Origin of the sequence: Micromonospora sp. NPDC085948 (assembly GCF_040686315.1) — a bacterium.
Lineage (GTDB): Bacteria > Actinomycetota > Actinomycetes > Mycobacteriales > Micromonosporaceae > Micromonospora.
The window spans coordinates 285,821-306,425 of the sequence record NZ_JBFBJW010000003.1; the positions used below are offsets into that span (position 1 = coordinate 285,821).

General features: G+C 72.0%; 23 protein-coding genes. 11 read left to right on the forward strand and 12 right to left on the reverse strand.

The genetic code is table 11. From position 1 onward, the window contains the following. Window positions 1–288: a hypothetical protein gene (locus tag AB0O48_RS10980; RefSeq protein WP_357245550.1), complete on the forward strand. Its 288-nt coding sequence runs from the start codon at window positions 1–3 to the stop codon at window positions 286–288. Here the strand turns inward: AB0O48_RS10980 and AB0O48_RS10985 are convergent. The 6 genes from AB0O48_RS10985 to AB0O48_RS11010 are packed head-to-tail and all read right to left on the reverse strand — an operon-like array spanning window position 264 to window position 5,700. Beyond that, window positions 264–521 (reverse strand): UBP-type zinc finger domain-containing protein, encoded by a 258-nt coding sequence (locus AB0O48_RS10985; protein WP_357245553.1) that lies wholly within the window; start codon window positions 519–521, stop codon window positions 264–266. The genes AB0O48_RS10980 and AB0O48_RS10985 overlap by 25 nt on opposite strands. Continuing rightward, a complete protein-coding gene (locus tag AB0O48_RS10990; RefSeq protein WP_357569915.1) occupies window positions 518–2,089 on the reverse strand; it encodes a Na+/H+ antiporter in 1,572 nt (523 codons plus the stop codon). Before AB0O48_RS10990 ends, AB0O48_RS10985 begins: the two co-directional genes overlap by 4 nt. 38 nt (window positions 2,090–2,127) lie before the next feature. Further along, window positions 2,128–3,093 carry a TIGR03885 family FMN-dependent LLM class oxidoreductase gene (locus tag AB0O48_RS10995; RefSeq protein ID WP_357569916.1) on the reverse strand — a complete coding sequence of 322 codons (966 nt, stop codon included), beginning with the start codon at window positions 3,091–3,093 and terminating at the stop codon, window positions 2,128–2,130. Window positions 3,094–3,137: 44 nt separating this feature from the next. Continuing rightward, a complete protein-coding gene (locus tag AB0O48_RS11000; RefSeq protein WP_357569917.1) occupies window positions 3,138–4,553 on the reverse strand; it encodes an NADP-dependent succinic semialdehyde dehydrogenase in 1,416 nt (471 codons plus the stop codon). 12 nt (window positions 4,554–4,565) lie between these two features. Next, window positions 4,566–4,829 (reverse strand): DUF6343 family protein, encoded by a 264-nt coding sequence (locus AB0O48_RS11005; protein WP_357245564.1) that lies wholly within the window; start codon window positions 4,827–4,829, stop codon window positions 4,566–4,568. A gap of 52 nt (window positions 4,830–4,881) precedes the next feature. Then, window positions 4,882–5,700 (reverse strand): NAD(P)H-binding protein, encoded by an 819-nt coding sequence (locus AB0O48_RS11010; protein WP_357569918.1) that lies wholly within the window; start codon window positions 5,698–5,700, stop codon window positions 4,882–4,884. Window positions 5,701–5,822: 122 nt separating this feature from the next. Here AB0O48_RS11010 and AB0O48_RS11015 point away from each other — a divergent pair, with 122 nt between their 5' ends. Together AB0O48_RS11015 and AB0O48_RS11020 are read left to right on the forward strand one after the other, a co-directional pair. Continuing rightward, window positions 5,823–6,413 (forward strand): antibiotic biosynthesis monooxygenase, encoded by a 591-nt coding sequence (locus AB0O48_RS11015; RefSeq protein WP_357245571.1) that lies wholly within the window; start codon window positions 5,823–5,825, stop codon window positions 6,411–6,413. A gap of 120 nt (window positions 6,414–6,533) precedes the next feature. Then, on the forward strand, window positions 6,534–7,385 hold the full coding sequence (locus AB0O48_RS11020; RefSeq protein WP_357569919.1) for a GDSL-type esterase/lipase family protein: 852 nt from the start codon (window positions 6,534–6,536) through the stop codon (window positions 7,383–7,385). A 17-nt stretch (window positions 7,386–7,402) separates the two neighbouring features. On the opposite strand, the gene AB0O48_RS11025 is transcribed toward AB0O48_RS11020, so the two are convergent. The 3 genes from AB0O48_RS11025 to AB0O48_RS11035 form a co-directional block, all read right to left on the reverse strand. Then, a complete protein-coding gene (locus AB0O48_RS11025) occupies window positions 7,403–8,155 on the reverse strand; it encodes an EcsC family protein (RefSeq protein ID WP_357245577.1) in 753 nt (250 codons plus the stop codon). Between the two features lie 49 nt (window positions 8,156–8,204). Further along, window positions 8,205–8,351, reverse strand: coding sequence for a hypothetical protein (locus AB0O48_RS11030; protein WP_357245580.1), 147 nt, complete (start codon window positions 8,349–8,351; stop codon window positions 8,205–8,207). Window positions 8,352–8,457: 106 nt separating this feature from the next. Beyond that, window positions 8,458–9,303, reverse strand: a complete 846-nt coding sequence (locus tag AB0O48_RS11035; protein ID WP_357245582.1) for a peptidase M23 — start codon at window positions 9,301–9,303, stop codon at window positions 8,458–8,460. A 420-nt stretch (window positions 9,304–9,723) separates the two neighbouring features. Between AB0O48_RS11035 and AB0O48_RS11040 the strand changes: the two genes are divergently transcribed. The 4 genes from AB0O48_RS11040 (at window position 9,724) to AB0O48_RS11055 (ending at window position 12,857) form a co-directional block, all read left to right on the forward strand. Next, the gene (locus AB0O48_RS11040; RefSeq protein WP_357245585.1) at window positions 9,724–10,644 is read left to right on the forward strand and encodes a PAC2 family protein; all 921 of its coding nucleotides are present in this window, start codon (window positions 9,724–9,726) and stop codon (window positions 10,642–10,644) included. A 37-nt stretch (window positions 10,645–10,681) separates the two neighbouring features. Further along, window positions 10,682–11,479, forward strand: coding sequence for an exodeoxyribonuclease III (locus AB0O48_RS11045; RefSeq protein ID WP_357569920.1), 798 nt, complete (start codon window positions 10,682–10,684; stop codon window positions 11,477–11,479). Between the two features lie 17 nt (window positions 11,480–11,496). Next, a complete protein-coding gene (locus AB0O48_RS11050; RefSeq protein WP_365064755.1) occupies window positions 11,497–11,814 on the forward strand; it encodes an antibiotic biosynthesis monooxygenase in 318 nt (105 codons plus the stop codon). A gap of 167 nt (window positions 11,815–11,981) precedes the next feature. Continuing rightward, window positions 11,982–12,857 (forward strand): alpha/beta hydrolase, encoded by an 876-nt coding sequence (locus tag AB0O48_RS11055; protein ID WP_365064757.1) that lies wholly within the window; start codon window positions 11,982–11,984, stop codon window positions 12,855–12,857. Between the two features lie 18 nt (window positions 12,858–12,875). On the opposite strand, the gene AB0O48_RS11060 is transcribed toward AB0O48_RS11055, so the two are convergent. Both AB0O48_RS11060 and AB0O48_RS11065 read right to left on the reverse strand, forming a co-directional pair. Further along, a complete protein-coding gene (locus AB0O48_RS11060; RefSeq protein ID WP_365064760.1) occupies window positions 12,876–13,625 on the reverse strand; it encodes a class F sortase in 750 nt (249 codons plus the stop codon). Between the two features lie 5 nt (window positions 13,626–13,630). Continuing rightward, window positions 13,631–14,242 (reverse strand): hypothetical protein, encoded by a 612-nt coding sequence (locus AB0O48_RS11065; RefSeq protein ID WP_365065142.1) that lies wholly within the window; start codon window positions 14,240–14,242, stop codon window positions 13,631–13,633. Window positions 14,243–14,450: 208 nt separating this feature from the next. Here AB0O48_RS11065 and trmB point away from each other — a divergent pair, with 208 nt between their 5' ends. Continuing rightward, complete coding sequence (gene trmB / locus AB0O48_RS11070; RefSeq protein WP_357569921.1) at window positions 14,451–15,080, forward strand: tRNA (guanosine(46)-N7)-methyltransferase TrmB; 630 nt, start codon at window positions 14,451–14,453, stop codon at window positions 15,078–15,080. 103 nt (window positions 15,081–15,183) lie between these two features. Further along, window positions 15,184–17,697: a DUF3516 domain-containing protein gene (locus tag AB0O48_RS11075; protein ID WP_357245602.1), complete on the forward strand. Its 2,514-nt coding sequence runs from the start codon at window positions 15,184–15,186 to the stop codon at window positions 17,695–17,697. Window positions 17,698–17,739: 42 nt separating this feature from the next. Here the strand turns inward: AB0O48_RS11075 and AB0O48_RS11080 are convergent, their stop codons facing one another. Next, window positions 17,740–18,612, reverse strand: a complete 873-nt coding sequence (locus tag AB0O48_RS11080) for an oxidoreductase (RefSeq protein WP_365064765.1) — start codon at window positions 18,610–18,612, stop codon at window positions 17,740–17,742. A 107-nt stretch (window positions 18,613–18,719) separates the two neighbouring features. Between AB0O48_RS11080 and AB0O48_RS11085 the strand changes: the two genes are divergently transcribed. Next, window positions 18,720–19,607, forward strand: a complete 888-nt coding sequence (locus tag AB0O48_RS11085) for a LysR family transcriptional regulator (protein WP_357245608.1) — start codon at window positions 18,720–18,722, stop codon at window positions 19,605–19,607. A 180-nt stretch (window positions 19,608–19,787) separates the two neighbouring features. Next, on the forward strand, window positions 19,788–20,432 hold the full coding sequence (locus tag AB0O48_RS11090; RefSeq protein ID WP_357245611.1) for a hypothetical protein: 645 nt from the start codon (window positions 19,788–19,790) through the stop codon (window positions 20,430–20,432). The last annotated feature ends 173 nt before the right edge of the window (window positions 20,433–20,605 follow it).

Genomic DNA, 20,605 nt, shown 5'->3' on the forward strand with positions numbered 1-20,605 from the left:
GTGATCTACACCCTGGGCGACCTGTGGCATGCCGGGGCCGGGGCGGCGCTGGCCTACGACCTCGCCGCCCCGGACGCCGTTGGGGCCTACCAGGGGGTCGACACCCTGCTCGCCGGGCTGGCCCGCGCGGCGGGGCCGGCGGTGCTGACCTGGCTGATCCTCGGCGGTGGTCCGCTCGGCTGGCTGGCCCTGGCCGGGCTCCTCGCCGGCACCGGCCTGGCCGTGCCACCGCTGACCCGGTGGGCCCTGACCAACCGCAGCGGTCAGCCGATCTCCTCGTCGACGTAGCACCAGCGCCAGGTCTCGCCCGGCTGCACCGACCGGATCACCGGGTGGGCGGAGGACTCGAAGTGCTTCGTCGCGTGCTGGTACGGCGACGAGTCGCAGCAGCCGACGTGCCCGCAGCTCAGGCAGGCCCGCAGGTGCACCCAGTCGGCGTTGCCGATGGCGACGCAGTCCGGGCACTCCTCGGTGGTGCGTGGCTCCACCGCGTCCGCCTCGGCCAGATGCTGGCAGCTCACTTCTCGACCTCCCGCAGCAACGACTCTTCCAGGTCCAGGTCACGATAGGCCCGCACCAGCACCTCCTCGGGGATCCGGCCGGAGTCCCGGGCAGCCCGGAAGACATCCCGCTCGGCGTCGATCATCTTCTGTCGTAGCCGACCGTACGCCTGCGACGGCGTTTCCCGCTCGGCGCCTCCGAGCCGCTCCCAGGCCAGGTTGTTGCGATCTTCCAGCGCGCGGCGCAACCGGTCGACCACCGCGTCGGGGGCGCTGTCGGCCAGCTCGTCGAGGCGATCCTGGGCGGCACGGCTGGCCTGTTGCTGCACCCCGGCAGCCGACAACGCGTCCTGCACCGGGTCGTCCTGGGGCAGCTTCAACCGGCGGGCGACCAGCGGCAGGGTGGCGCCCTGGCCGACCAGGGTGACCACGATCACCGCGAAGGCCAACCAGATGAACAGTGCCCGGGGGTACGGCTCGTCGCCGGCCAGGGTCAGCGGCAGGGCCAACGCGGCGGCCAGCGTCACCACGCCCCGCATGCCGGCCCAGCCGATGACGATCGGGAACCGGGGTGACGGGGCCGGGTCCCGGCGGCGGACCCGGGGGACCAGCCGGGCCAGGTAGGTGGCCGGGAAGAGCCAGACGAAGCGGGTCAGGACGACCGTGGCGAGCACCGCGACGGTGATCAGCGCGAGCGACCCGGCCGGTTCGTCGAGGTCGCGAAGCACCTCCCGCAGTTGCAGGCCGACCAGGAGGAAGACGAGCCCTTCCAGCAGGAACTGGACCAGCCGCCAGAACGCGGCGGTCTGCAACCGGGAGGCCGCCGAGAGCAGTTGGGACAGCTTGTGGCCGAGCGCCAGCCCGGTGACCACCACGGCGACCACGCCGGAGGAGTGCACCGCCTCGGCGGCGAACACCACCGCGAACGGAATGATCAACGAGAGGGCGTTGTCCAGCAGGGGGTCGGTGATCCGCCGGTGCAGGTAGCCGAAGACCACCGCGCCGAGTGCGCCGATCAGGATGCCGCCGCCGGTTGCCCGCAGCACCTCGATGGTGACGTCGGCGGTGCCGACCGCCGAGCCGGCGGTGGCCATGGTGGCGACCCGCAGCAGCACCAGCGCGGTGGCGTCGTTGACCAGGCTCTCCCCCTCCAGGATGGTGACCACCCGGCGGGGCAGCCCGACCCGGCGCGCGACCGCGGTGGCGGCCACCGCGTCCGGCGGGGCGACCACCGCGCCGAGCGCCAGGCAGATCGCGAACGGCACCTGCGGCAGCAGCAGGTGCAGCACGAACCCGACCACGAACGCGGTGAACAACACCAGGCCGACCGCGAGTAACAGGATCGGCCGGATGTTGTTCTTGAACGCCGGCACCGAGGTCTCCAGCGCCGCGACGTACAGCAGCGGCGGCAGGATGCCGACGAGCACCAGCTCCGGGTCGAGTTCGACGTGCGGGACGCCGGGCACGAAGGAGAGCGCCAGGCCGAGCACGACCAGCACGATCGGCGCGAGCAGGCCGAGTCGGCGGGCCAGCGCGGCGCCGAAGGTGGCGATCGCCAGGAAGACGACGACCGGAAACAGGCTTTCCATGGGGTACGAGCCTAGGGGTCCGCGGATCCGTCCCTCGATCAGCCGGTCGGCCGCAACTTCGGCAGCACCTCCGCGCCGAACGCATCGATGAAGCCGCGCTGCTCCTGCCCGACGTGGTGCAGGGCGATCTGGTCGAAGCCGAGCTGCGCGTACTCCTCCAGCCAGCCGACGTGCCGGCCCAGGTCGGCCGAGATGTTCACCATCTCGGCGACCCGTTGCTTCGGCACGTCGGCGGAGACCACGTCGAAGTGCTCGACGGTCTCCAGGTCCCAGCAGACCGGCGGGGCGAAGACGTTGCTGCGCCACTGGTCGTACGCGAGCGCCTCGGCCTGCTCCTGCTCCGGCGCCCAGGAGACGTGCACCTGCAGGTGCAGCGGGCCGCGCCCGCCGGCGCCCCGGTACGCGTCGATCATCTCGCGCAGGTGTGCCACCGGGGCGTTCACGGTGATCAGACCGTCCGCCCACTCGGCGCACCAGCGGGCGGTGGCCACACTGACGGCGGCGCCGACGAGCGCGGGCGGCTCCTCGGGGCGGGTCCACAGCCGCGCCCGGTCCACCCGGACCAGGCCGTCGTGGCTGACCTCCTCGCCGGCCAGCAGCGCCCGGATCACGTCCACGCACTCCCGCAGGCGCGCGGCGCGGACGTCCTTGCGCGGCCACGGGTCGCCGGTGATGTGCTCGTTGCTGGCCTCACCGGTGCCCAGGGCGGCCCAGAACCGGCCCGGGTACATCGCGCCGAGGGTGCCGATCGCCTGCGCGATGATCGCCGGGTGGTACCGCTGGCCGGGCGCGTTCACGACCCCGAACGGCAGGCCGGTGGCCTGCAACGCCGAGCCGAGCCAGGACCAGGCGAAGCCGGACTCGCCCTGCCGGGCGCTCCACGGGGAGAAGTGGTCGGAGCACATGGCGGCGTCGAAGCCGGCTCGCTCGGCGTGTTTCACCGCCTCCAACAGGGCGCGCGGACCGATCTGCTCATGCGAGGCGTGGAATCCGAACAGCGTCATGGGCGCACTTCCTACCCATGACGGCACCGGCTGATGCCTGCAAGCTACTCGGCGTGCGCGCCGGCTCCAGCCGAGGCGGCACCCTCGCCCACCCAGACCGTCTTGGTGTTGCAGAACTCCCGCATGCCCAGCGCCGACAGCTCGCGCCCGTAGCCGGAGTTCTTCACACCGCCGAACGGCAACTCCGGATAGGAGGTGGTCATGCCGTTGATGAAGACGTTGCCGGCGTCCAGGTCGGTGGCGAAACGTTCCTGCTCGGCCGGGTCCCGGGTCCAGGCGTTCGAGCCGAGCCCGAAGTTGGTGCCGTTGGCGACCTCGATCGCCTCCTCGTACGACGACACCCGGAACAGGCCGGCGACCGGGCCGAAGACCTCCTCGGACCACATCCGCATCGTCGGGGTGAGGTCGGTGACCACGGTCGGCGGGTAGAACCAACCCTCGCCGGTCGGCAGTTCGCCACCGCAGAGCACGGTCGCCCCGTTGTCCACGGCGTCGCGGACCTGGGCGTGCACCTCGTCGCGGCCACGCTCGCTGGCCAGCGGCCCCACGTCGGTGTCCGGGTCCATCGGGTCGCCGACCCGCAGCGCGGCCATGTTCGCGGCGAACTTCTCGGCGAACGCGTCGAAGACGTCGGTGTGCACGATGAACCGCTTCGCGGCGATGCAGGACTGGCCGTTGTTCTGACAGCGGGCGGTGGTGGCCACCTCGGCGGCCCGGTCCACGTCGGCGGAGGGCATCACCACGAACGGGTCACTGCCGCCGAGTTCCAGGACTGTCTTCTTCAGCTCCCGTCCGGCGATCTGGGCGATGGAGCGGCCGGCCGGCTCACTGCCGGTGAGCGTGGCGGCGCGCACCCGAGGGTCGGCCAGGATCGTCTCGACCGCGTCCGAGCCGACCAGCACGGTGGTGAACGCTCCCTCGGGGAAGCCGGCCCGGCGAAACACGTCCTCCAGCAGCAGTGCGGTCTGGGGCACGTTCGAGGCGTGCTTGAGCAGGCCGGTGTTGCCGGCCATCAGCGCCGGCGCGGCGAAGCGCATCACCTGCCAGAGCGGGAAGTTCCACGGCATCACCGCGAGCACCACACCGATCGGCTGGTAGCGGATGAACGCCCGGGTCGCCTTCACGGCGTCGGCGTCGGCCGGCTCGTCGGCGAGGAACCCCGGGGCCTTGTCGGCGTAGAAGCGGGCGGCCGTGGCGCACTTGGTCACCTCGGCCTGCGCCGAGGCGTACGTCTTGCCCATCTCCGTGGTCATGATCCGGGCGATCTCGTCGCGCTCGGCGTCGAGCAGGTCGGCGGCGACGGTCATCCACCGGGCACGCTGGTCGACGGTCGTCGTCCGGAGCTGCTGGTACGCGAGGTCGGTGCGCTCGATGGCACCGTCGAGCTGCTCGGTGGACATCGCCTCGTAGGTCTTGAGCACCTGGCCGGTGGCGGGGTTGGTGGTGGCGATATCGGGCATCTCGTCCTCCTGTCACTCGAACAACGAGTGTCGTACGCCCGGCTCCTCGCGGTGCCGGGCGGCGCGGCGGCGCTGGATCACGACCAGGTCGACCACGGCGACCACGGCGAAGATCGCGCAGAGTACGCCGAGCCAGGCGATGCCGGCCCAGAACGCCAGCACCGCGAAGAGCACCATGATCACCAGCCCGAAGCCGGCGAGGGTGAGCCGGAGGTTCAGCGCGCTGTACGCGTGCCCGACCGTGCCACGGGCACGCCGGGGCTGCGATCTCGTCATGCCCAGGGACCTACCCCCGATCGCCAGCGTTAACCGGCCTCGGACACCTCGGTCAGTCGCGCCAGGCGCCGCGCGAGGCCGCCTCGGCCGCGTACGCCGAGAAGTCGCGCGAGTCGCGACCGGTCAGCCGGCGCACGGTGTCGGTGGGCTCGGCGTGGCCGAGGTCGCGCAGGGCCGCGAAGGCCACGATCTGTTGCTCGATCTCCTCGGCGGGGACGCCCAGCGGACCCAGCGCGGCCCGGTAGTCGTCGGCCGTGCCGAGGTGGCGCACCGGTCGGGCCGCCGCTCGGCTGATGATCTCGGTCGCCTCCGCGAAGGTGATCGCCCGAGGCCCGGTGACCTCGTAGACCGCGCCAGCGTGCCCGGGCTCGGTGAGAGCGGTCACCGCGACGGCGGCGATGTCGTCGGCGTCGACGAACGCCTGGCGTGCCCCGCCGACCGGCACGGCGACCTCGCCGGCCAGCACCGCGTCCCGGAACACGCCCTCGTCGAAGTTCTGGTCGAACCAGTCCGCCCGCAGGATCGTCCAGTCGGCGTCGGCCTCGCGGACCGTCCGTTCGGCGGCCAGCAGGCGCTCGTCGCCCATCGCCTCGATCGCCCGGCTGGAGAGCAGCACCACGTGCCGCACCCCCTGCTCGACCGCCAACCGGACGAGGGCCGGCTCGACCGGCTGGCCGTCCGGTGCCATCAGGTAGACCCCGGACGCGCCGGCCAGTGCGGGCGCCCACGTCGACTCGACCGACCAGTCGAAGCGCACCGGGCCGCCGCGGGAGGCGGCGCGGACCCGGACGCCCAACGCCCGCAGCCGGTCGGCCACCCGTCGCCCGGTGGTGCCCGTCGCGCCGAGCACGAGGATCGCGCTGTCGTCCATGTGCCCGAGTAGACCATCGACCACCGACAGGTTCCGACCGATCGGCTCCCCAGGCGGACGGCACCGGTGTGCTCGATTACATCCGTTCGCGTCGCGGCCCCCACTGCCCCCACGATGGGCGCATGTCAATGACCCTCGCCGTGCCGGTGACCGTCGCCATCGCCCGCCGTGTCGACCCGGCCCGGTCCAGCGAGATGGTGGCCTGGATGCGGGCCGGCACCGCGCTGGCCGAGGCGTTCCCCGGTTTCCTCGGCGCCGGCTGGGTGCAGAGCGGTCCCGGTTCGCCGGAGTGGCACATGCTCTACCGCTTCGCCGACGCCGAGACGCTGCGCCGGTGGGAGGAGTCGCCGCAGCGGCACTGGTGGCTCAGCTCGGCTCAGGGGATCGTCGAGCACACCCGGGTCGAGCGGCGTACCGGCATCGAGGGCTGGTTCGACCCGCCGCTGGAGCACTCGGTGGAGCCGGTGGCGCCGGTCGGGCCGGCGTCGCCGCCGAGGTGGAAGCAGGCGGTGACGATCTGGTTGGCGTTCTTCCCGCTGAGCCTGAGCGCCACCCTGCTGACCAGTCACTTCCTCGCCGCCGTGCCGTTGGCGGCGCGGGTGCTGCTGATGACGCTCTGCCTGACCCCGCTGATGACCTATCTGGTGCTGCCCCGGATCACCCGGGCGCTGCACGGGTGGCTGCACGGCCAGCCGGCACCCCGGCTGGATTAAAGCACCTCGCCGCCCGGCCATCGACACTCTGCCGCATACCCGACAGCAACTTCCCGATGAACCACCTCCTACGCATAGAGTTACCGCGCTGTCGCTCTGCGCTGCGGAACGGGGGACGTCATGCCTCGACGGTGGGTCGCCGCGCTGGCCTGTCTCGTCGCGCTCGTCGCGTTGGCCTGCGAGGGCGGCACGTCCACGACACCCCGCCCCACGAAGAGCGCACCGCCGTCGAGCGGGCCGGGCGGCATCGCCTCCCTCGGTGACTCGATCAGCACCGGCTTCGCCTCCTGCCTGGTGCTCACCTCCTGCGAACGCAACTCCTGGTCCACGGGCGACGGGCTGCGGGTGGAGAGCCACTACCGGCGGCTGCTCGACCAGAATTCGGCGATCCGCGACCGGACGTACAACCACGCCCGGGCCGGGGCTCGCGCGGACGCGCTCGAAGGTCAGGCCCGGGCGGCGGTACGCGACCGTCCCGACTACGTCACGGTGCTCATCGGCGCCAACGACATCTGCCGGGGCGGGGTGGACGCGATGACACCGGTGGCGCGGTTTCGGGCCGACGTGGACCGGGGGATGCAGGTGCTGCGGACCGGCCGGCCCAAGGCCCGGGTGCTGGTGGTGAGCATCCCCGACCTGTACCGGCTCTGGGAGGTCGGGCACGAGGATCCGCGGGCGGTCCGCGCGTGGCGGCGGGGCGTCTGCCCGGCCCTACTGGCCGAGGCCACCTCGACGGCGCCCGCCGACCAGGAGCGCCGGGTGGCCGTCCGGGATCGGATCGACGCGTACAACGCCGAGCTGGTCGCGGCCTGCCGGGCGTACGGCTCACGCTGCCGCCACGACGGCGGCGCGGCGCACAAGGTCCGGTTCACCCTGGACCTGCTCAACCCGCTGGACTGGTTCCACCCCAACGCCAGCGGCCAGGACCGGCTCGCCGAGGTGACGTGGCGACCCTCCGGGATGGCCGGTTGACCCTCCCGGAGGGGCGGTCAGGGTTGGCGGGGTCCCGGCAGCGCGCTGCCCCGGGGGCGGTAGAGCGCCCGGGAACGCTGCGCGAGGTCCTTCGTGGCCGACGAGTTGGCCCAGGTGCCGAGCACGATGGCCGCGCCCGGGACGATCTTGGCGACGATCCGCTTGGCGGCTCGGACTCCGGCCATCTGGGCCAGCCGGACGCCGAGTTGCAGCATCACCCGACCGAGTGGACGCTGGCCGCCCAGGCCGAAGAGCGCGTCGGCGCGTTCCCGACCGGCGGCCACGCCGAGCGCCAGTCGGGCGCTCTCGGCGACCTTGTGCACGCGCTGCAGCACCAGCAGGTCGGTGGCCCGGTCGCTGTGCAGCGGATCGACGTCGTACGCGGCGGCGATGTGCAACACCATCCGCGCCTGGGTCCAGGCCAGGACACCCACGTCGATCACGGCGCCGGGTAGTCCGGCCACGCCGGAGACCGCGCCGGACAGCCGGGCCAGGTTGACGAACTTGCGGGCCGCCTGATCGGCCAGGGCGTCGGACGACACCCCGGGCTGCTCGGCACGGGCCCGGTCGGCCCACTGCTCGGCTTCCGGCCCGAGCCGGCGCACCGCCTCCAGGGCGAGGTGCTCCGGGGCGTACTGGGGGTCGTCGCGCATCCGGTCCCAGAGACGGGCCGGCGGACCCTCGGGGGCGTCCGCCGGCCCGGCGGGCAGATCGACGGACGGCTGGGGAGTAGGGGCGGGCTGGCCGCCGGCGGGCGGAGTGTCGGTCACCGGGTCTCCCCTGGAATGGGAATGGCGGACAGGGCGGCCGATGGAGCGGTCAGCGGCGGCGGTTGGAGAACCGGGCGGCCAGACCCTTGAGCTTCTGCTGGTTGGCGGGCTTGGCCATCTCCTGACGACCCCGCTGAACCAACTGCTGCCCCTTCGGCGATCTCAAGAACGTGGTGATCCGCTGCATCAGTGACATGGCGTCCTCCTGTCGATGGTCCCTCAGTCATGTGTACCCCGAACCCGCAACACATGTACCCGGGATGCGACAGCCTCAACCCTGACCGTCCACAGTGGCCGGAAGACTACCGTCCCGCCGGCGCGATGGCGTCGACGACCCGGTTGGCCCGCCATTCGTGCTGCTGGTAGAACTCGGGGTACGCGGAGACCTGCACCGCCTGGGCCGCGTCGGTGAGTCGCATCCGCTCCCAGCCGGGCACCTGCTCCAGCGCGGAGAGGAACTGCCGGGTGGCGAACTCGGGGTCCATCAGCCGGCCGACCGGACCCCAGCCGCTGCTGGAACGCTGCTGGAACAAGCCGACCGAGTCGTGGTCCCAGCCGACGCCCTGGTGCGGGTAGTCCTGCGACTCGGGCAGCACACCGCTCGCCACGTTGTAGAGGTTGCTCTCCTGCATGGCGGTGGCGACCGCGATCACCAGACCCCGGCGGGGCACCCCCATCTTGCGGCCGGCGCGCACGATCGCCTCGGCGTTCTCCATCTGGTCCTCGTCCAGCCCGGCCACGGGCGCCGGCTTGGTCGGGCGGGCCGGAGCGGCCTTGCGGGCGGGTGCCGCGGTGTCCGGGTCGCCGGGGGTCGCCGAGGCGGACGGCGCCGGGACAGCGGCGCGGTCGAGACCACGCGAGGCGACGCCCTGCTCGGCCCGCTGGGCCAGCTCCGCGCTGGCGGGCCGGCCGGAGCGGGTCGCCGCGCCGGGCTTCTCGTCGCAGACCTGGGCCACGACGGTCAGGCCGAGGCAGCAGACCACGCCGGTGGCCAGGGCCAGCTGGGTCCGGCGTCGACCGGTCAGGCCCCGGGCGTACGCCCGGAGTCGACTCGCGGCGGTTGTCCGTTCGGCTGAGGTGCCATCCTCCGTATCGGCAGTAGGGCTGCTCGGGGCGTACGGGTCGTCGAGGGTGCCGTCGTCACGCATCAACCGAGGCTAGGCACGGCGGTAGTCCGATCACGCACGGTGATCACGTGGTGATCGCCACAGATCGGGGCCGCACTGGTGGACGTCGCGGGCGGGTCGACCCGCCCGGGGAACGTACCTCGCGTACCGGATGAACCCGGCGGCGCACGCAGGCCGGCACGGCCGGTGTCAGGCCCGGACATCGGGCCTGCGGTCCTAACATGATCGACAAACTGGGCCGATGGGTCGAACCACCCATCGGCCGATCGGCTGACCACCGCCGCCTGGCGGCGTAATCAGGCGAATAGTCCGGTCACGCCCATCCCCCGGGCGACGAATCGCCCGGCGCAGGAATGCGCCAGGATGGCGGGTACGTTGCCCGAACGGGTGCCCTCCGTCGCGTCGGCGCCCCGCAGGCACATTTCAGGGAGGTCCGCACCGGTGCTCGACCCACACGAGCTCTACCAGCTCACCGACGATTTGCCCGATCTCGGGCAACCGGTCCTGATCCAGGCCCTCACCGGGTTCGTGGACGCCGGCAACGCCAGCCGGCTGGCGCGCGAGCAACTGCTCACCTCGCTGGAGGGTCGACCGATCGCCACGTTCGACGTCGACCAACTCTTCGACTACCGGTCGCGACGACCGGTGATGACCTTCGTCGAGGACCACTGGGAGAGCGTCGACGCGCCCAAGCTGGAGCTGCACCTGCTGCAGGACGACGACGAAACCCCGTTCCTGCTGCTCACCGGCCCCGAGCCGGACCTGCAGTGGGAGCGGTTCGTGGCCGCCGTGGCCGGGCTGGCCACCCGCCTGGGCGTCCGGCTCACCGTGGGGCTCAACTCGATCCCGATGGCGGTGCCGCACACCCGTCCGACCGGCGTGACGGCGCACGCCACCCGCCCCGAGCTGATCGCCGGATACGAGCCCTGGCTGCAACGCGTCCAGGTGCCCGGCAGCGTCGGCCACCTGCTGGAGTTCCGCCTCGGCGAGCAGGGCCGCGACGCGTTGGGCTTCGCCGCCCACGTGCCGCACTACGTGGCGCAGACCGAGTACCCGGCCGCCGCCGAGGTGCTGCTCACCTCCGTGTCCCGCAGCACCGGGCTGCTGCTGCCCGGCGACGGGCTCCGCTCGGCCGCCGAGGTGGTCCGGGTGGAGATCGACCGCCAGGTCGCCCAGACCGAGGACGCCGCCGCCCTGGTCCAGGCCCTGGAGGAGCAGTACGACGCGTTCGCTCGTGGTCGGGGCGAGAAGAGCCTGCTCGCCCCGGACGCCGGGCCGCTGCCCACGGCCGACGAACTCGGCGCGGAACTGGAGCGGTTCCTCGCCGAACAGACCCGTCCCGGCGACACCCCGGGCAGCTGACCCGGCGTACCCGGGACGGATGCGGCAGGCTAAGGGCATGCGCCTGGCGACCTGGAACGTCAACTCGGTGAAGGCCCGCCTCCCCCGGCTGCTGGAGTGGCTGGCCGACACCGGGCCGGACGTCGTCTGCCTGCAGGAGACCAAGTGCCCGGACGGCGCCTTCCCGGTGACCGAGGTGGGCGCGTTGGGCTACACCGTGGCCAGCCACAGCGACGGCCGGTGGAACGGCGTCGCCATCCTGTCGCGGGTCGGGCTGGACGACGTCCGGGTCGGGTTCGCCGGCGAGCCCGGCTTTCCCGACCCGGAGGCCCGCGCCATCTCCGCCACCTGCGACGGAGTGCGGGTCTGGTCGGTGTACGTGCCCAACGGCCGGACACCGGACGACCCGCACTACGCGTACAAGCTGGCCTGGTTCGCGGCTCTGCGCGACGCGGTGGAGGCCGAGCTGTCCGGCGGGCTCCCACTCGCCGTCTGCGGTGACTTCAACGTCGCCCCGACCGACGCCGACGTCTGGGACCCGGCGGTCTTCACCCACTCCACCCACGTCACCCCGGCCGAGCGCGCGGCCCTCGCGGCACTGCGCGACCTGGGCCTCGTCGACGTGGTGCCGACCCCGATGAAGGGGCCGCACCCCTTCACCTACTGGGACTACCGGGCCGGGATGTTCCACCAGAACAAGGGCATGAGAATCGACCTGGTGTACGCGTCCGCGCCCTTCGCCCGCGCGGTCGGTTCGGCCTACGTGGACCGGGAGGCCCGCAAGGGCAAAGGCCCCTCCGACCACGCCCCGATCGTGGTCGACGCGGAGCTGGTGCCCGCGGTGGAGGGGTTCTGAGTGGCTAGGGTGGGCAGATGGCAGTCGTGAAGATCAACGCAATCGACGTACCGCCCGGCGCCGGCGCGGAGTTGGAGAAGCGGTTCGCCGCCCGGGCCGGCACGGTGGAGAACTCCCCCGGCTTCCTCGGCTTCGAGCTGCTCCGCCCGGTGGCCGGCGAGACCCGCTACTTCGTCTACACGAAGTGGGAGAGCGAGGAGGCGTACCAGGCGTGGGCCGCCGGTCCCTCGCGCGCCGCCCACGCCGCCCCGCCCGGCGAGAAGCCCCGACCACCGGTCGCCAGCGGGGCCAGCCTGCTGGAGTTCGAGGTGGCGCTGCACGTCCCGCAGCCCTAGCCACCCCTCGCGGTGCTGCCAGCCCGCACCACAGCCGAATCGCACCGGGCCGGACGTCTCCGTTGATAGCGTCGAGACGGCCCGAGCGGTAGCCGGCCATCAGTCGCCCTGCCTGCCGTTGCACGCCGTTCGCTCAGGGCACATCCCACGGTGCGGGGGTCCTGGCCATGTTCGACGGATTCGACGAGTTCGACATCGCCACGTCCGGCGCGACGATCCACGGACGCCGGGGCGGCAACGGGCCCCCGGTTCTGCTCCTGCACGGCATTCCCGAGACGCACCTCATGTGGCATCAGGTCGCGCCGCGTCTTGCCGAGCACTTCACGGTCGTCGCCACCGACCTGCGGGGCTGGGGCGACAGCGGCAAACCGCCGAGCACCGCGGACCACGAGCCGTACGGCATGCGCGCCATCGCCCGCGACCAGGTCGAGGTGATGCGGAGTCTGGGGTACGAGCGGTTCCACCTCGTCGGCCACGACCGCGGCGCCCGCTGCGCGTACCGTCTCGCGCTGGACGCGCCGGAAGCGGTCACCCGGCTGGCCGTCATGGACGTAGTTCCCATCGGCGACGTCTACGACCGCGCCGACAAGACATTCAGCCTCTCCTACTGGGTCTGGTCCTTCCTGGCGGCACCGGCGCCGGTGCCCGAGCAGTTCATCAAGGCGGCGCCCGCGGTGCTCGTCGACTTCATGCTCGACACCTGGCCCAAGGTGAAGGACGCCTTCCCGCCCGAGGTGCGGAAGGCGTACGTCCGGCAGTTCAGCGATCCCGCCCGGGTCCACGCGATCTGCGAGGAGTTCCGCGCGGCCGCGACGCTGGACTACCAGCAGGACGAGGCGGACCGCGACAACCGGAAGATCGGCTGCCCGATGCTGTTCCTCTGGAGTCAACGTGGTCAGGTCGCGAAGCTCTACGACGACCCGCTCGCCATCTGGCGCGAGTGGGCCGACGACGTACGCGGCGAGCCGGTCGGAGTGGGGCACTTCATTCCGGAGGAGGCCCCCGACGAGACCACCCGCCAACTCCTCGCCTTCCTCAGCTGACGCAGGGCCGGGCTCGGGTCAGGGCTTGCGGGAGGACTGGAGGGTGGCGAAGGCGATCACGTTGTCGGCGTAGCCGGTGCGGCCGCCGATGAACTGGCCGCCGCAGGTGATCAGCCGCAGCCCGGCGGGCCCGTTGTCACCGTAGATGCGGTCGGCGGGCAGCCGGTCCTTCGGGAAGTGCTCGACGGTGTCGACCTTGAAGACCACGGTCGACCGGTCCGCCCGGGCCACCTCGACGAGGTCGCCGGGCTTGAGCTTGCCCAGGTCGTAGAAGACCGACGGCCCGCTCTTGGTGTCCACGTGGCCGACGATCACCGCCGGACCGGGTTCACCGGGCGTGGGACCGCGGTCGTACCAGCCGGTCTCGTTGTGCCGCTCCAGCGGCGGTACGGCGATCGAGCCGTCCCGCGCCTGCCCGACGGGTGCCACGGGCGCGGACACCTTGATCGCCGGGACGCTGAGGCGGATCGGGCGGCTGGCCGACAGTCCGGCCGACTCGCTGCGTGCCGGCCGGTCGCCACCGGCCGGGGCCAGGTCGAACGGTCCGACCGAGCGGCCCAGCCCCGCCCCGGTGGCGAAGACCCCGACCAGGACCAGCACCACGGCCAGCGGCACGGACCAGGGGCTGCGTCCGGGCGGACGACTACGCCGCGGCGTCACCGCGGTCGCCGGACGGGCAGCCACCGACGGGCGACCCGAGGCCGGCGGGCGCTCGTCGTCCGGCCAGCGGGAGCCGGGCGGCGGTGGCGTGGGGCGGAAGATCTCCATGGCGGTCAGTGGAGTCCGATGCCACGGGCGGCACGTGGTCGGCGCAGCGCCAGCACGGCGAGGATCAGGCCGGTGACCGTCAACGCCGCGCCGACGGGCAGCAGCAGTTTGCCGGTCACGCCACCGGCACCGCCACCGAAGCCGGTGGCGGGACCGCGACTCGGGTGGGCCGGGACCTTCTTCACCACCTGGAGCATGGTCGAGGCGGTCTCGCCGTCGCGGCACTCCAGCTTGACCCGGTAGTTGCCGGGGCGGGTGCGCTCCCGCACCATCGGCGCGGCGGTGAGCACCCCACCCTGCGGCTGGACGCCGACCGCGCCGAAGGCGTCGGAGACGACGGTGGCGCCCACCGAGTTGTCCTGGCAACTGGCCCGGATCCCCACCAGGTAGCCGGGCTGCACCGTGCTGGGGCTCACCTCGACGAAGATGTCGATCGGCGGGTTGGGCTGCGGCTGACCAGCCGACGGGCCAGGCTGCGGCGCGGCGAACACCGGCGCGGCGAACACCGGCGCGGCGGCCACCGGGACGGCGGCGTACGAAGGGGCTGCACTCAGCAGGGGGCCGGCGAGAACGGTCAACACCGACAGGGTCACGCCGCCGCGGGTCACTGCCACGATGCCCCCTCTCGACGCCGCGCGGCCGAGTCGGGCAGCGGAGCACCCGACCTGCCGTACCAGTTGGATCCTCTCATTTCCGGTCGCACATCACATCCGATTCGCTGGCGAGGTCGCGTACGCTCGATTGGCTGTGACCGCCACCGACCATGACCCCGCCGTCCCGCCCGTGAGCCGGACGATTCGAACGTTCCACCCCCGCCGGGGTCGGATGAGCGACCGGCAGACCGACGCGCTGAGCCGGCTCTGGCCCGCGTACGGCCTGGATGTGCCGGACGGACCGGTCGCGCCCGTCGACCTGGCCGACCTGTTCGGTCGTCGGGCGCCGGTGGTGCTGGAGATCGGTTCGGGCATGGGTGACAGCACCGCCGTGATGGCTGCCGCCGACCCGGATCGAGATTATCTGGCGGTCGAGGTGCACACGCCGGGAATCGCCAACCTGCTCGACCTGGTGGAGCGCGGCGGCCTGCGCAACGTGCGGGTGGCGCGGGGCGACGCGTTGTCCCTGGTCAGCGGCCTGCCCGAGGGTGTGTTGGACGCGGTGCACGTCTTCTTCCCGGACCCGTGGCCGAAGTCCCGGCACCACAAGCGGCGGATCATCCAGCCGGCGCACGTGGCGCTGCTGAGGTCCCGGCTGCGCTCCGGCGGCACGCTGCACTGCGCGACCGACTGGGCCGAGTACGCCGAGGCGATGCGGGAGACCCTCGACGCGGACCCGGAGCTGGTGGACACGTACGGCGGCTTCGCGCCGCGTCCGGCGCACCGGCCGGTGACGAAGTTCGAGCGGCGGGCGATCACGGCCGGCCGACCGGTGGCCGACCTGCTCTACCGCCGACGGTGACGCGCTGGCCCGTCCCGCCGACCCGCACCCGCCGGCCCGGACGGGGGTCCGGTGGACGCCGGGTTGGCGTAGCGGGGCATGATCCAGGCACCATGGACGGGATATGACGCTCACCGCCGCGCTGCCGACAAGCGCCGACCCCGACACCCTGTTCGACGCGTTCGCCGGCTGGGCGAAGGAGCGCGGCCTCGACCTCTACCCCCATCAGGAGGAGGCGGTCATCGAGATCGTCTCCGGCGCCAACCTGATCATGAACACGCCCACCGGCTCGGGTAAGAGCCTGGTGGCCATCGCCGCGCACTTCGCGGCCCTCGCCGACAGCCGGACGACCTTCTACACCGCGCCGATCAAGGCCCTCGTGTCGGAGAAGTTCTTCGCGCTCTGCGAGGTCTTCGGCGCCGAGAACGTCGGCATGCTCACCGGCGACGCCAGCGTCAACGCCGACGCCCCGATCATCTGCTGCACGGCGGAGATCCTGGCCAACCTGGCGCTGCGCGAGGGCACGAAGGCCGACGTCGGCCAGGTGATCATGGACGAGTTCCACTTCTACGCCGAGCCCGACCGGGGCTGGGCGTGGCAGGTGCCGATCATCGAGCTGCCGCAGGCCCAGTTCATCCTGATGTCCGCCACCCTGGGGGACACCACCCGGTTCGTCGACGACCTGACCCGGCGTACCGGGCGGGCGACCGCCGTCGTGCGCACGGCGGAGCGCCCGGTCCCGCTGATCTTCTCGTACGCCATGACGCCGCTGCACGAGACACTCGAGGAACTGCTGGAGACCAAGCAGGCCCCGGTGTACGTGGTGCACTTCACCCAGGCCGCCGCGCTGGAACGCGCCCAGGCGCTGATGAGCGTCAACGTCTGCTCCCGGGCCGAGAAGGACATGATCGCCGAGGCGATCGGTGCCTTCCGGTTCACCTCCGGTTTCGGCAAGACGCTCTCCCGGCTGGTCCGGCACGGCATCGGCGTACACCACGCCGGCATGCTGCCCAAGTACCGCCGCCTGGTGGAGACCCTCGCCCAGGCCGGCCTGCTCAAGGTCATCTGCGGCACCGACACCCTCGGCGTCGGCATCAACGTGCCGATCCGGACGGTGCTGTTCACCGGCCTGTCCAAGTACGACGGGGTCCGCACCCGGCTGCTCAAGAACCGGGAGTTCCACCAGATCGCCGGGCGGGCCGGTCGCGCCGGTTACGACACCATCGGCCGGGTCGTGGTGCAGGCCCCCGAGCACGTCATCGACAACGAGAAGGCCCTCGCCAAGGCCGGCGACGACCCGAAGAAGCGGCGCAAGGTGGTCCGCAAGAAGCCGCCGGAGGGCTCGATCGGTTGGGGCCAGCCCACCTTCGACCGACTCGTCGACGCCGAGCCGGAGCCGCTGACCTCCAGCTTCCAGGTCAGCCACTCGATGCTGCTCAACGTCATCGGCCGACCCGGGGACGCGTTCACCGCGATGCGGCACCTGCTCACCGACAACCACGAGGAGCCCCACGCCCAGCGCCGGCACATCCGCCGGGCGATCGCCATCTACCGGGCGTTGCGCGCCGGTGGGGTCGTGGAGGAGCTGCCCGAGCCGGACGAGACCGGCCGGCGGATCCGGCTCACCGTCGACCTCCAGCTCGACTTCGCGCTCAACCAGCCGCTCTCGCCCCTCGCGCTGGCCACCATCGAGCTGCTCGACGCCGAGTCCCCGTCGTACGCGCTCGACGTGCTGAGCGTGATCGAGTCGATCCTCGACGACCCCCGGCAGATCCTGTCCGCGCAGCAGTTCAAGGCGCGCGGCGAGGCGGTCGCCGCGATGAAGGCCGAGGGCATCGAGTACGAGGCCCGCCTGGAACTGCTCGACGACGTGACCCACCCGAAGCCCCTGGCGGAGCTGCTGGAGGCCGCGTACGAGATGTACCGGCAGGGCCACCCGTGGGTCGCCGACCACCAGCTCTCCCCCAAGGCCGTCGTCCGCGACATGTTCGAGCGCGCGATGACCTTCACCGAGTACGTGCAGTTCTACGGACTGACCCGCTCGGAGGGCCTGGTCCTGCGCTACCTGGCCGACGCGTACAAGACGCTGCGCCAGACCGTGCCCGAGGACGCCAAGACCGAGGAGCTGATCGACCTCATCGAGTGGTTGGGTGAGCTGGTCCGCCAGGTCGACTCCAGCCTGATCGACGAGTGGGAACGGCTGCGCAACCCGTCGGACGTGGCCGAGGTGGCCCAGGCGCACGCCTCCCTGACCGACCGGCCGCCCGCGGTGACCCGCAACGCGCGGGCGTTCCGGGTGCTGGTGCGCAACGCGCTGTTCCGCCGCGTGGAGCTGGCCGCGCTGCGCCGCTGGGACCTGCTCGCCGAGTTGGACGGCGGCGACGGCTGGGACTACGACGCGTGGGCCGACGCGCTCGCGCCCTACTTCGAGGAGTACGACTCGATCGGCGTCGGTCCCGACGCGCGTGGGCCGGCGCTGCTCATGATCGAGCAGGGGCGGGAGCGGTGGACCGTCCGGCAGAGCTTCGACGACCCCAACGGCGACCACGACTGGGGCATCAGCGCCGAGATCGACCTGGTGGCCTCCGACGAGGTCGGCGCCGCGGTCGTCCGGATCACCGACGTCGGCCAGCTCTAGCGACCATCTCGACCCGGGCCGTTCCCAGCAGGAGCTGCCCGTTCAGCGGGCGTCGGCGAAATGGACGCTGCGGGCGGTCGGTTCCCAGGCCAGGAACTCGGCGCGGGCTTGCTCCAGGCTGGCCGAGATCGCGTCTGCCGCATCGTTGCCGAGGACCAGCCGCAGCGGGGTCGCGTCAGCGTCGAGTGCGGCGAGGATGGCGGTGGCGGCCTTGGCGGGGTCGCCGGGCTGCCGGCCGTCGGCCGCGTCCAGGTTCGCCGCGACCGCCCCCACGCTGTCGGCGTACGCGTCGATCGCAGGAGCGCGCAGCATGGCCCCGGCGGCGTTGAGGTTCGTCCGGAAGGCTCCCGGCTCGACGATCAGTACCTTGATCCCGAACGGAGCCACCTCGGCCGCCAGTGCCTCGGAGAGTCCCTCCAGGGCGAACTTGGTCGCCGAGTAGGCGGCGACTCCGGCGAAGGACATCCGCCCGCCCATGCTGCTGAGCTGCACGATGGAACCCGAACCCCGCCGGCGCATGTGCGGCAGCACCTCCCGGGTCAGGGCCGCAGGACCGAAGAAGTGCAGGTCCATCAGGTGCCGTAGCTGCCGGTCGGTGGTCGCCTCGACCGCGCCGACCAGAGCGCGGCCGGCGTTGTTGACCAGGACGTCGATCCGGCCGTACCGGAGGATGACCTGGGTGACCACCGCGGTGATCCGGGCTGCGTCCGTAACGTCGAGTTCGAGCAGGCATACCCGGTCGGGGTGGGCCGCGGCCAGGTCCTGGAGCGTCTGCGGGCGGCGGGCGGTTGCCACGACGGTGTCACCGGCGCTCAGTGCCGCCTCGGCGATCGTCCGGCCGAAGCCCGAGGAGGTCCCGGTGATCAGCCAGACCCGGCCGGTCGGCGGGCGGGGGGACGGGGTTTCGGTGGACATCTCGGCCTCCAGTGGCGCGATGAGCTGAAAACAGTGTGGCCAGCGGCTACCTGGCGCGTCCAAGACAGAAGATCGTTCAGGCCATAAGGCCGATTTATGATTCCGGGATGGAGCTGCGCCAACTGCGCTACCTGGTGGCGATCGACGAGGCCGGGAATCTGGGCCGGGCCGCCCAGGGGCTCTACGTCAGCCAGCCCGCTCTCTCCTACGCTCTGCGCAAACTGGAGGCGGAGATCGGCGTGCGGCTCTTCGACCGGCACGCAGGGGGCGTGACGCCGACCGCCGCCGGGCGCGACGTGATCACCGAGGCGCGCCGTACGCTCCGGCAGGTCGACCGGATCACGGCCGTGGCGCAGCGGCACCGGCGCGGCCAGACCGGGGTGCTGCGGGTGGGCTTCGAGGCGAGCGGCGCGGGCGAGCTGACGACGCGTTCCCGGGCGGAGTTCGCCCGCCGGTATCCGGGCGTACGGGTGGAGCCAAGGCGATTCGACTGGGGCGAGGAGGCCGGCGCGCTGCGCGATGGCCGGGTCGACGTCGCCTTCGTCTGGCTCCCGAACGACCTCACCGGTATGCGTGTCGAGGTGGTGCAGACCGAGCATCGGCTGCTTGCCGTGGCCCGGGAACACCCACTCGCCGGTCGGGACAGCGTCTCGATCCTGGACACCAACGACGAGCCGTTGGTGTGGACCGAGCGGGCGCCGCGCGAGTGGGTGGACTGGTGGGCGGTGAACCCGCGGCCGGACGGGTCGAGCCCTCGCTGGGGCCCGACCAGCAACAACGTCGAGGAGATGTTGGAGCAGGTGGCGGAGGGGACGGCCATCTGCTTCGTGCCGGAGAGCATGGCGAGCTACTACGCCCGTCCCGACCTCGCCTGGGTGCCGCTGATCGACGTCGAACCGCTCCGGATCGCCCTCGCCTGGCCCGACCGCACCGACACCCGACTCGTTGGCGGTTTTGCCCATGTGGTCCGGGAACTCGCCGCCGAGAGAGCCTAGCCGGACCGTTGCGGTGTGCGGCCGACCATCTCCACCAGGGGGGTCGCCGGCACGCCGGACGGCCCCCTTTGTCGCGTTTTCCGCACCCCCGTTTTCACTGGGCGATGTCAGACCCGTCGATTAGAATGTATGTACTAATCGAGTTCCTGACCTGCAGGATTACGACTAGGGAGGACGCCCGTGACCGCTCCCGCCTCCACGCCCCTCACCCCGTACGCCACGCTGCTCGGTTTCACCCGCTACGTCGACCGCACCGGCCCCACCAAGGCGACCTTCGTGGGCGGGCTGCGCAAGCAGCGCGCCAGTCGATCCGGCTTCAACCCGCACGGCCAGTTCGTCAAGGCCCTCAAGGCCGACATCGCCTTCCACACCGGCGGCACGCACCTGAGCGGGGTGGTCGATCTGGTCAAGCCACGCTGGCGCCCGCTCTACCAGGCGCTCGTCCCCGGGGCCACGACCTGGTTGCACTCCCTCGGCGAGCCGGCCGCCGTCGACCTCGCCCAGACCCGCGACGCCCTGGCCATGCTGGGCGACCTGCCCGTCAAGATCAACCCCCACTTCGGCGTACGCCACAGCGACGGTCGCGCCGAAGCGGTCCGCCTGCACTTCGACGAGACCCCACCGAGCGAGGAATCGGTGCTCGCCACCCTGCACCTGATGGCCCGCCACATGGACGCGGTGCTCCCGCACGCCGAGCCGGTCCTGGTCGACGTCCGCCGTGGCCAGGCCCACCGCATGCCCGGCGACGCCAAGCCCGACCAGATCGAACGCTGGCTGTCCGGCGAAGCCGCCGCCTTCCGCGCCATCTGGTCCACCGCCGCCTAACCCGACACCCCTCCACCCACCCATCCCCACGCCAACCCACCCCCACGGGTAACTCGGCAAGATCACGCTCGATGCAGGATGTAGTGGCCTCGCCTACCCGGGAGGCCACTACCTCCCTGTTCGAGCACGATCATGCGTACGGCCGCCGACGCACGATCCATGGTTATCCACAG

What these genes read in the sequence shown, in the direction of transcription:
- AB0O48_RS11000 (WP_357569917.1), bottom strand. Translation starts at nt 4,553, where the DNA reads ATGCCCGATATCGCCACCACCAACCCCGCCACCGGCCAGGTGCTCAAG.
- AB0O48_RS11080 (WP_365064765.1), bottom strand. Translation starts at nt 18,612, where the DNA reads ATGTCCACCGAAACCCCGTCCCCCCGCCCGCCGACCGGCCGGGTCTGG.
- AB0O48_RS11055 (WP_365064757.1), top strand. Translation starts at nt 11,982, where the DNA reads ATGTTCGACGGATTCGACGAGTTCGACATCGCCACGTCCGGCGCGACG.
- AB0O48_RS11060 (WP_365064760.1), bottom strand. Translation starts at nt 13,625, where the DNA reads ATGGAGATCTTCCGCCCCACGCCACCGCCGCCCGGCTCCCGCTGGCCG.
- AB0O48_RS10995 (WP_357569916.1), bottom strand. Translation starts at nt 3,093, where the DNA reads ATGACGCTGTTCGGATTCCACGCCTCGCATGAGCAGATCGGTCCGCGC.
- AB0O48_RS11020 (WP_357569919.1), top strand. Translation starts at nt 6,534, where the DNA reads ATGCCTCGACGGTGGGTCGCCGCGCTGGCCTGTCTCGTCGCGCTCGTC.
- AB0O48_RS11050 (WP_365064755.1), top strand. Translation starts at nt 11,497, where the DNA reads ATGGCAGTCGTGAAGATCAACGCAATCGACGTACCGCCCGGCGCCGGC.
- AB0O48_RS10990 (WP_357569915.1), bottom strand. Translation starts at nt 2,089, where the DNA reads ATGGAAAGCCTGTTTCCGGTCGTCGTCTTCCTGGCGATCGCCACCTTC.
- AB0O48_RS11035 (WP_357245582.1), bottom strand. Translation starts at nt 9,303, where the DNA reads ATGCGTGACGACGGCACCCTCGACGACCCGTACGCCCCGAGCAGCCCT.
- AB0O48_RS11045 (WP_357569920.1), top strand. Translation starts at nt 10,682, where the DNA reads ATGCGCCTGGCGACCTGGAACGTCAACTCGGTGAAGGCCCGCCTCCCC.
- AB0O48_RS11005 (WP_357245564.1), bottom strand. Translation starts at nt 4,829, where the DNA reads ATGACGAGATCGCAGCCCCGGCGTGCCCGTGGCACGGTCGGGCACGCG.
- AB0O48_RS11030 (WP_357245580.1), bottom strand. Translation starts at nt 8,351, where the DNA reads ATGTCACTGATGCAGCGGATCACCACGTTCTTGAGATCGCCGAAGGGG.
- AB0O48_RS11010 (WP_357569918.1), bottom strand. Translation starts at nt 5,700, where the DNA reads ATGGACGACAGCGCGATCCTCGTGCTCGGCGCGACGGGCACCACCGGG.
- AB0O48_RS11075 (WP_357245602.1), top strand. Translation starts at nt 15,184, where the DNA reads ATGACGCTCACCGCCGCGCTGCCGACAAGCGCCGACCCCGACACCCTG.
- trmB (WP_357569921.1), top strand. Translation starts at nt 14,451, where the DNA reads ATGAGCGACCGGCAGACCGACGCGCTGAGCCGGCTCTGGCCCGCGTAC.
- AB0O48_RS11085 (WP_357245608.1), top strand. Translation starts at nt 18,720, where the DNA reads ATGGAGCTGCGCCAACTGCGCTACCTGGTGGCGATCGACGAGGCCGGG.
- AB0O48_RS11015 (WP_357245571.1), top strand. Translation starts at nt 5,823, where the DNA reads ATGTCAATGACCCTCGCCGTGCCGGTGACCGTCGCCATCGCCCGCCGT.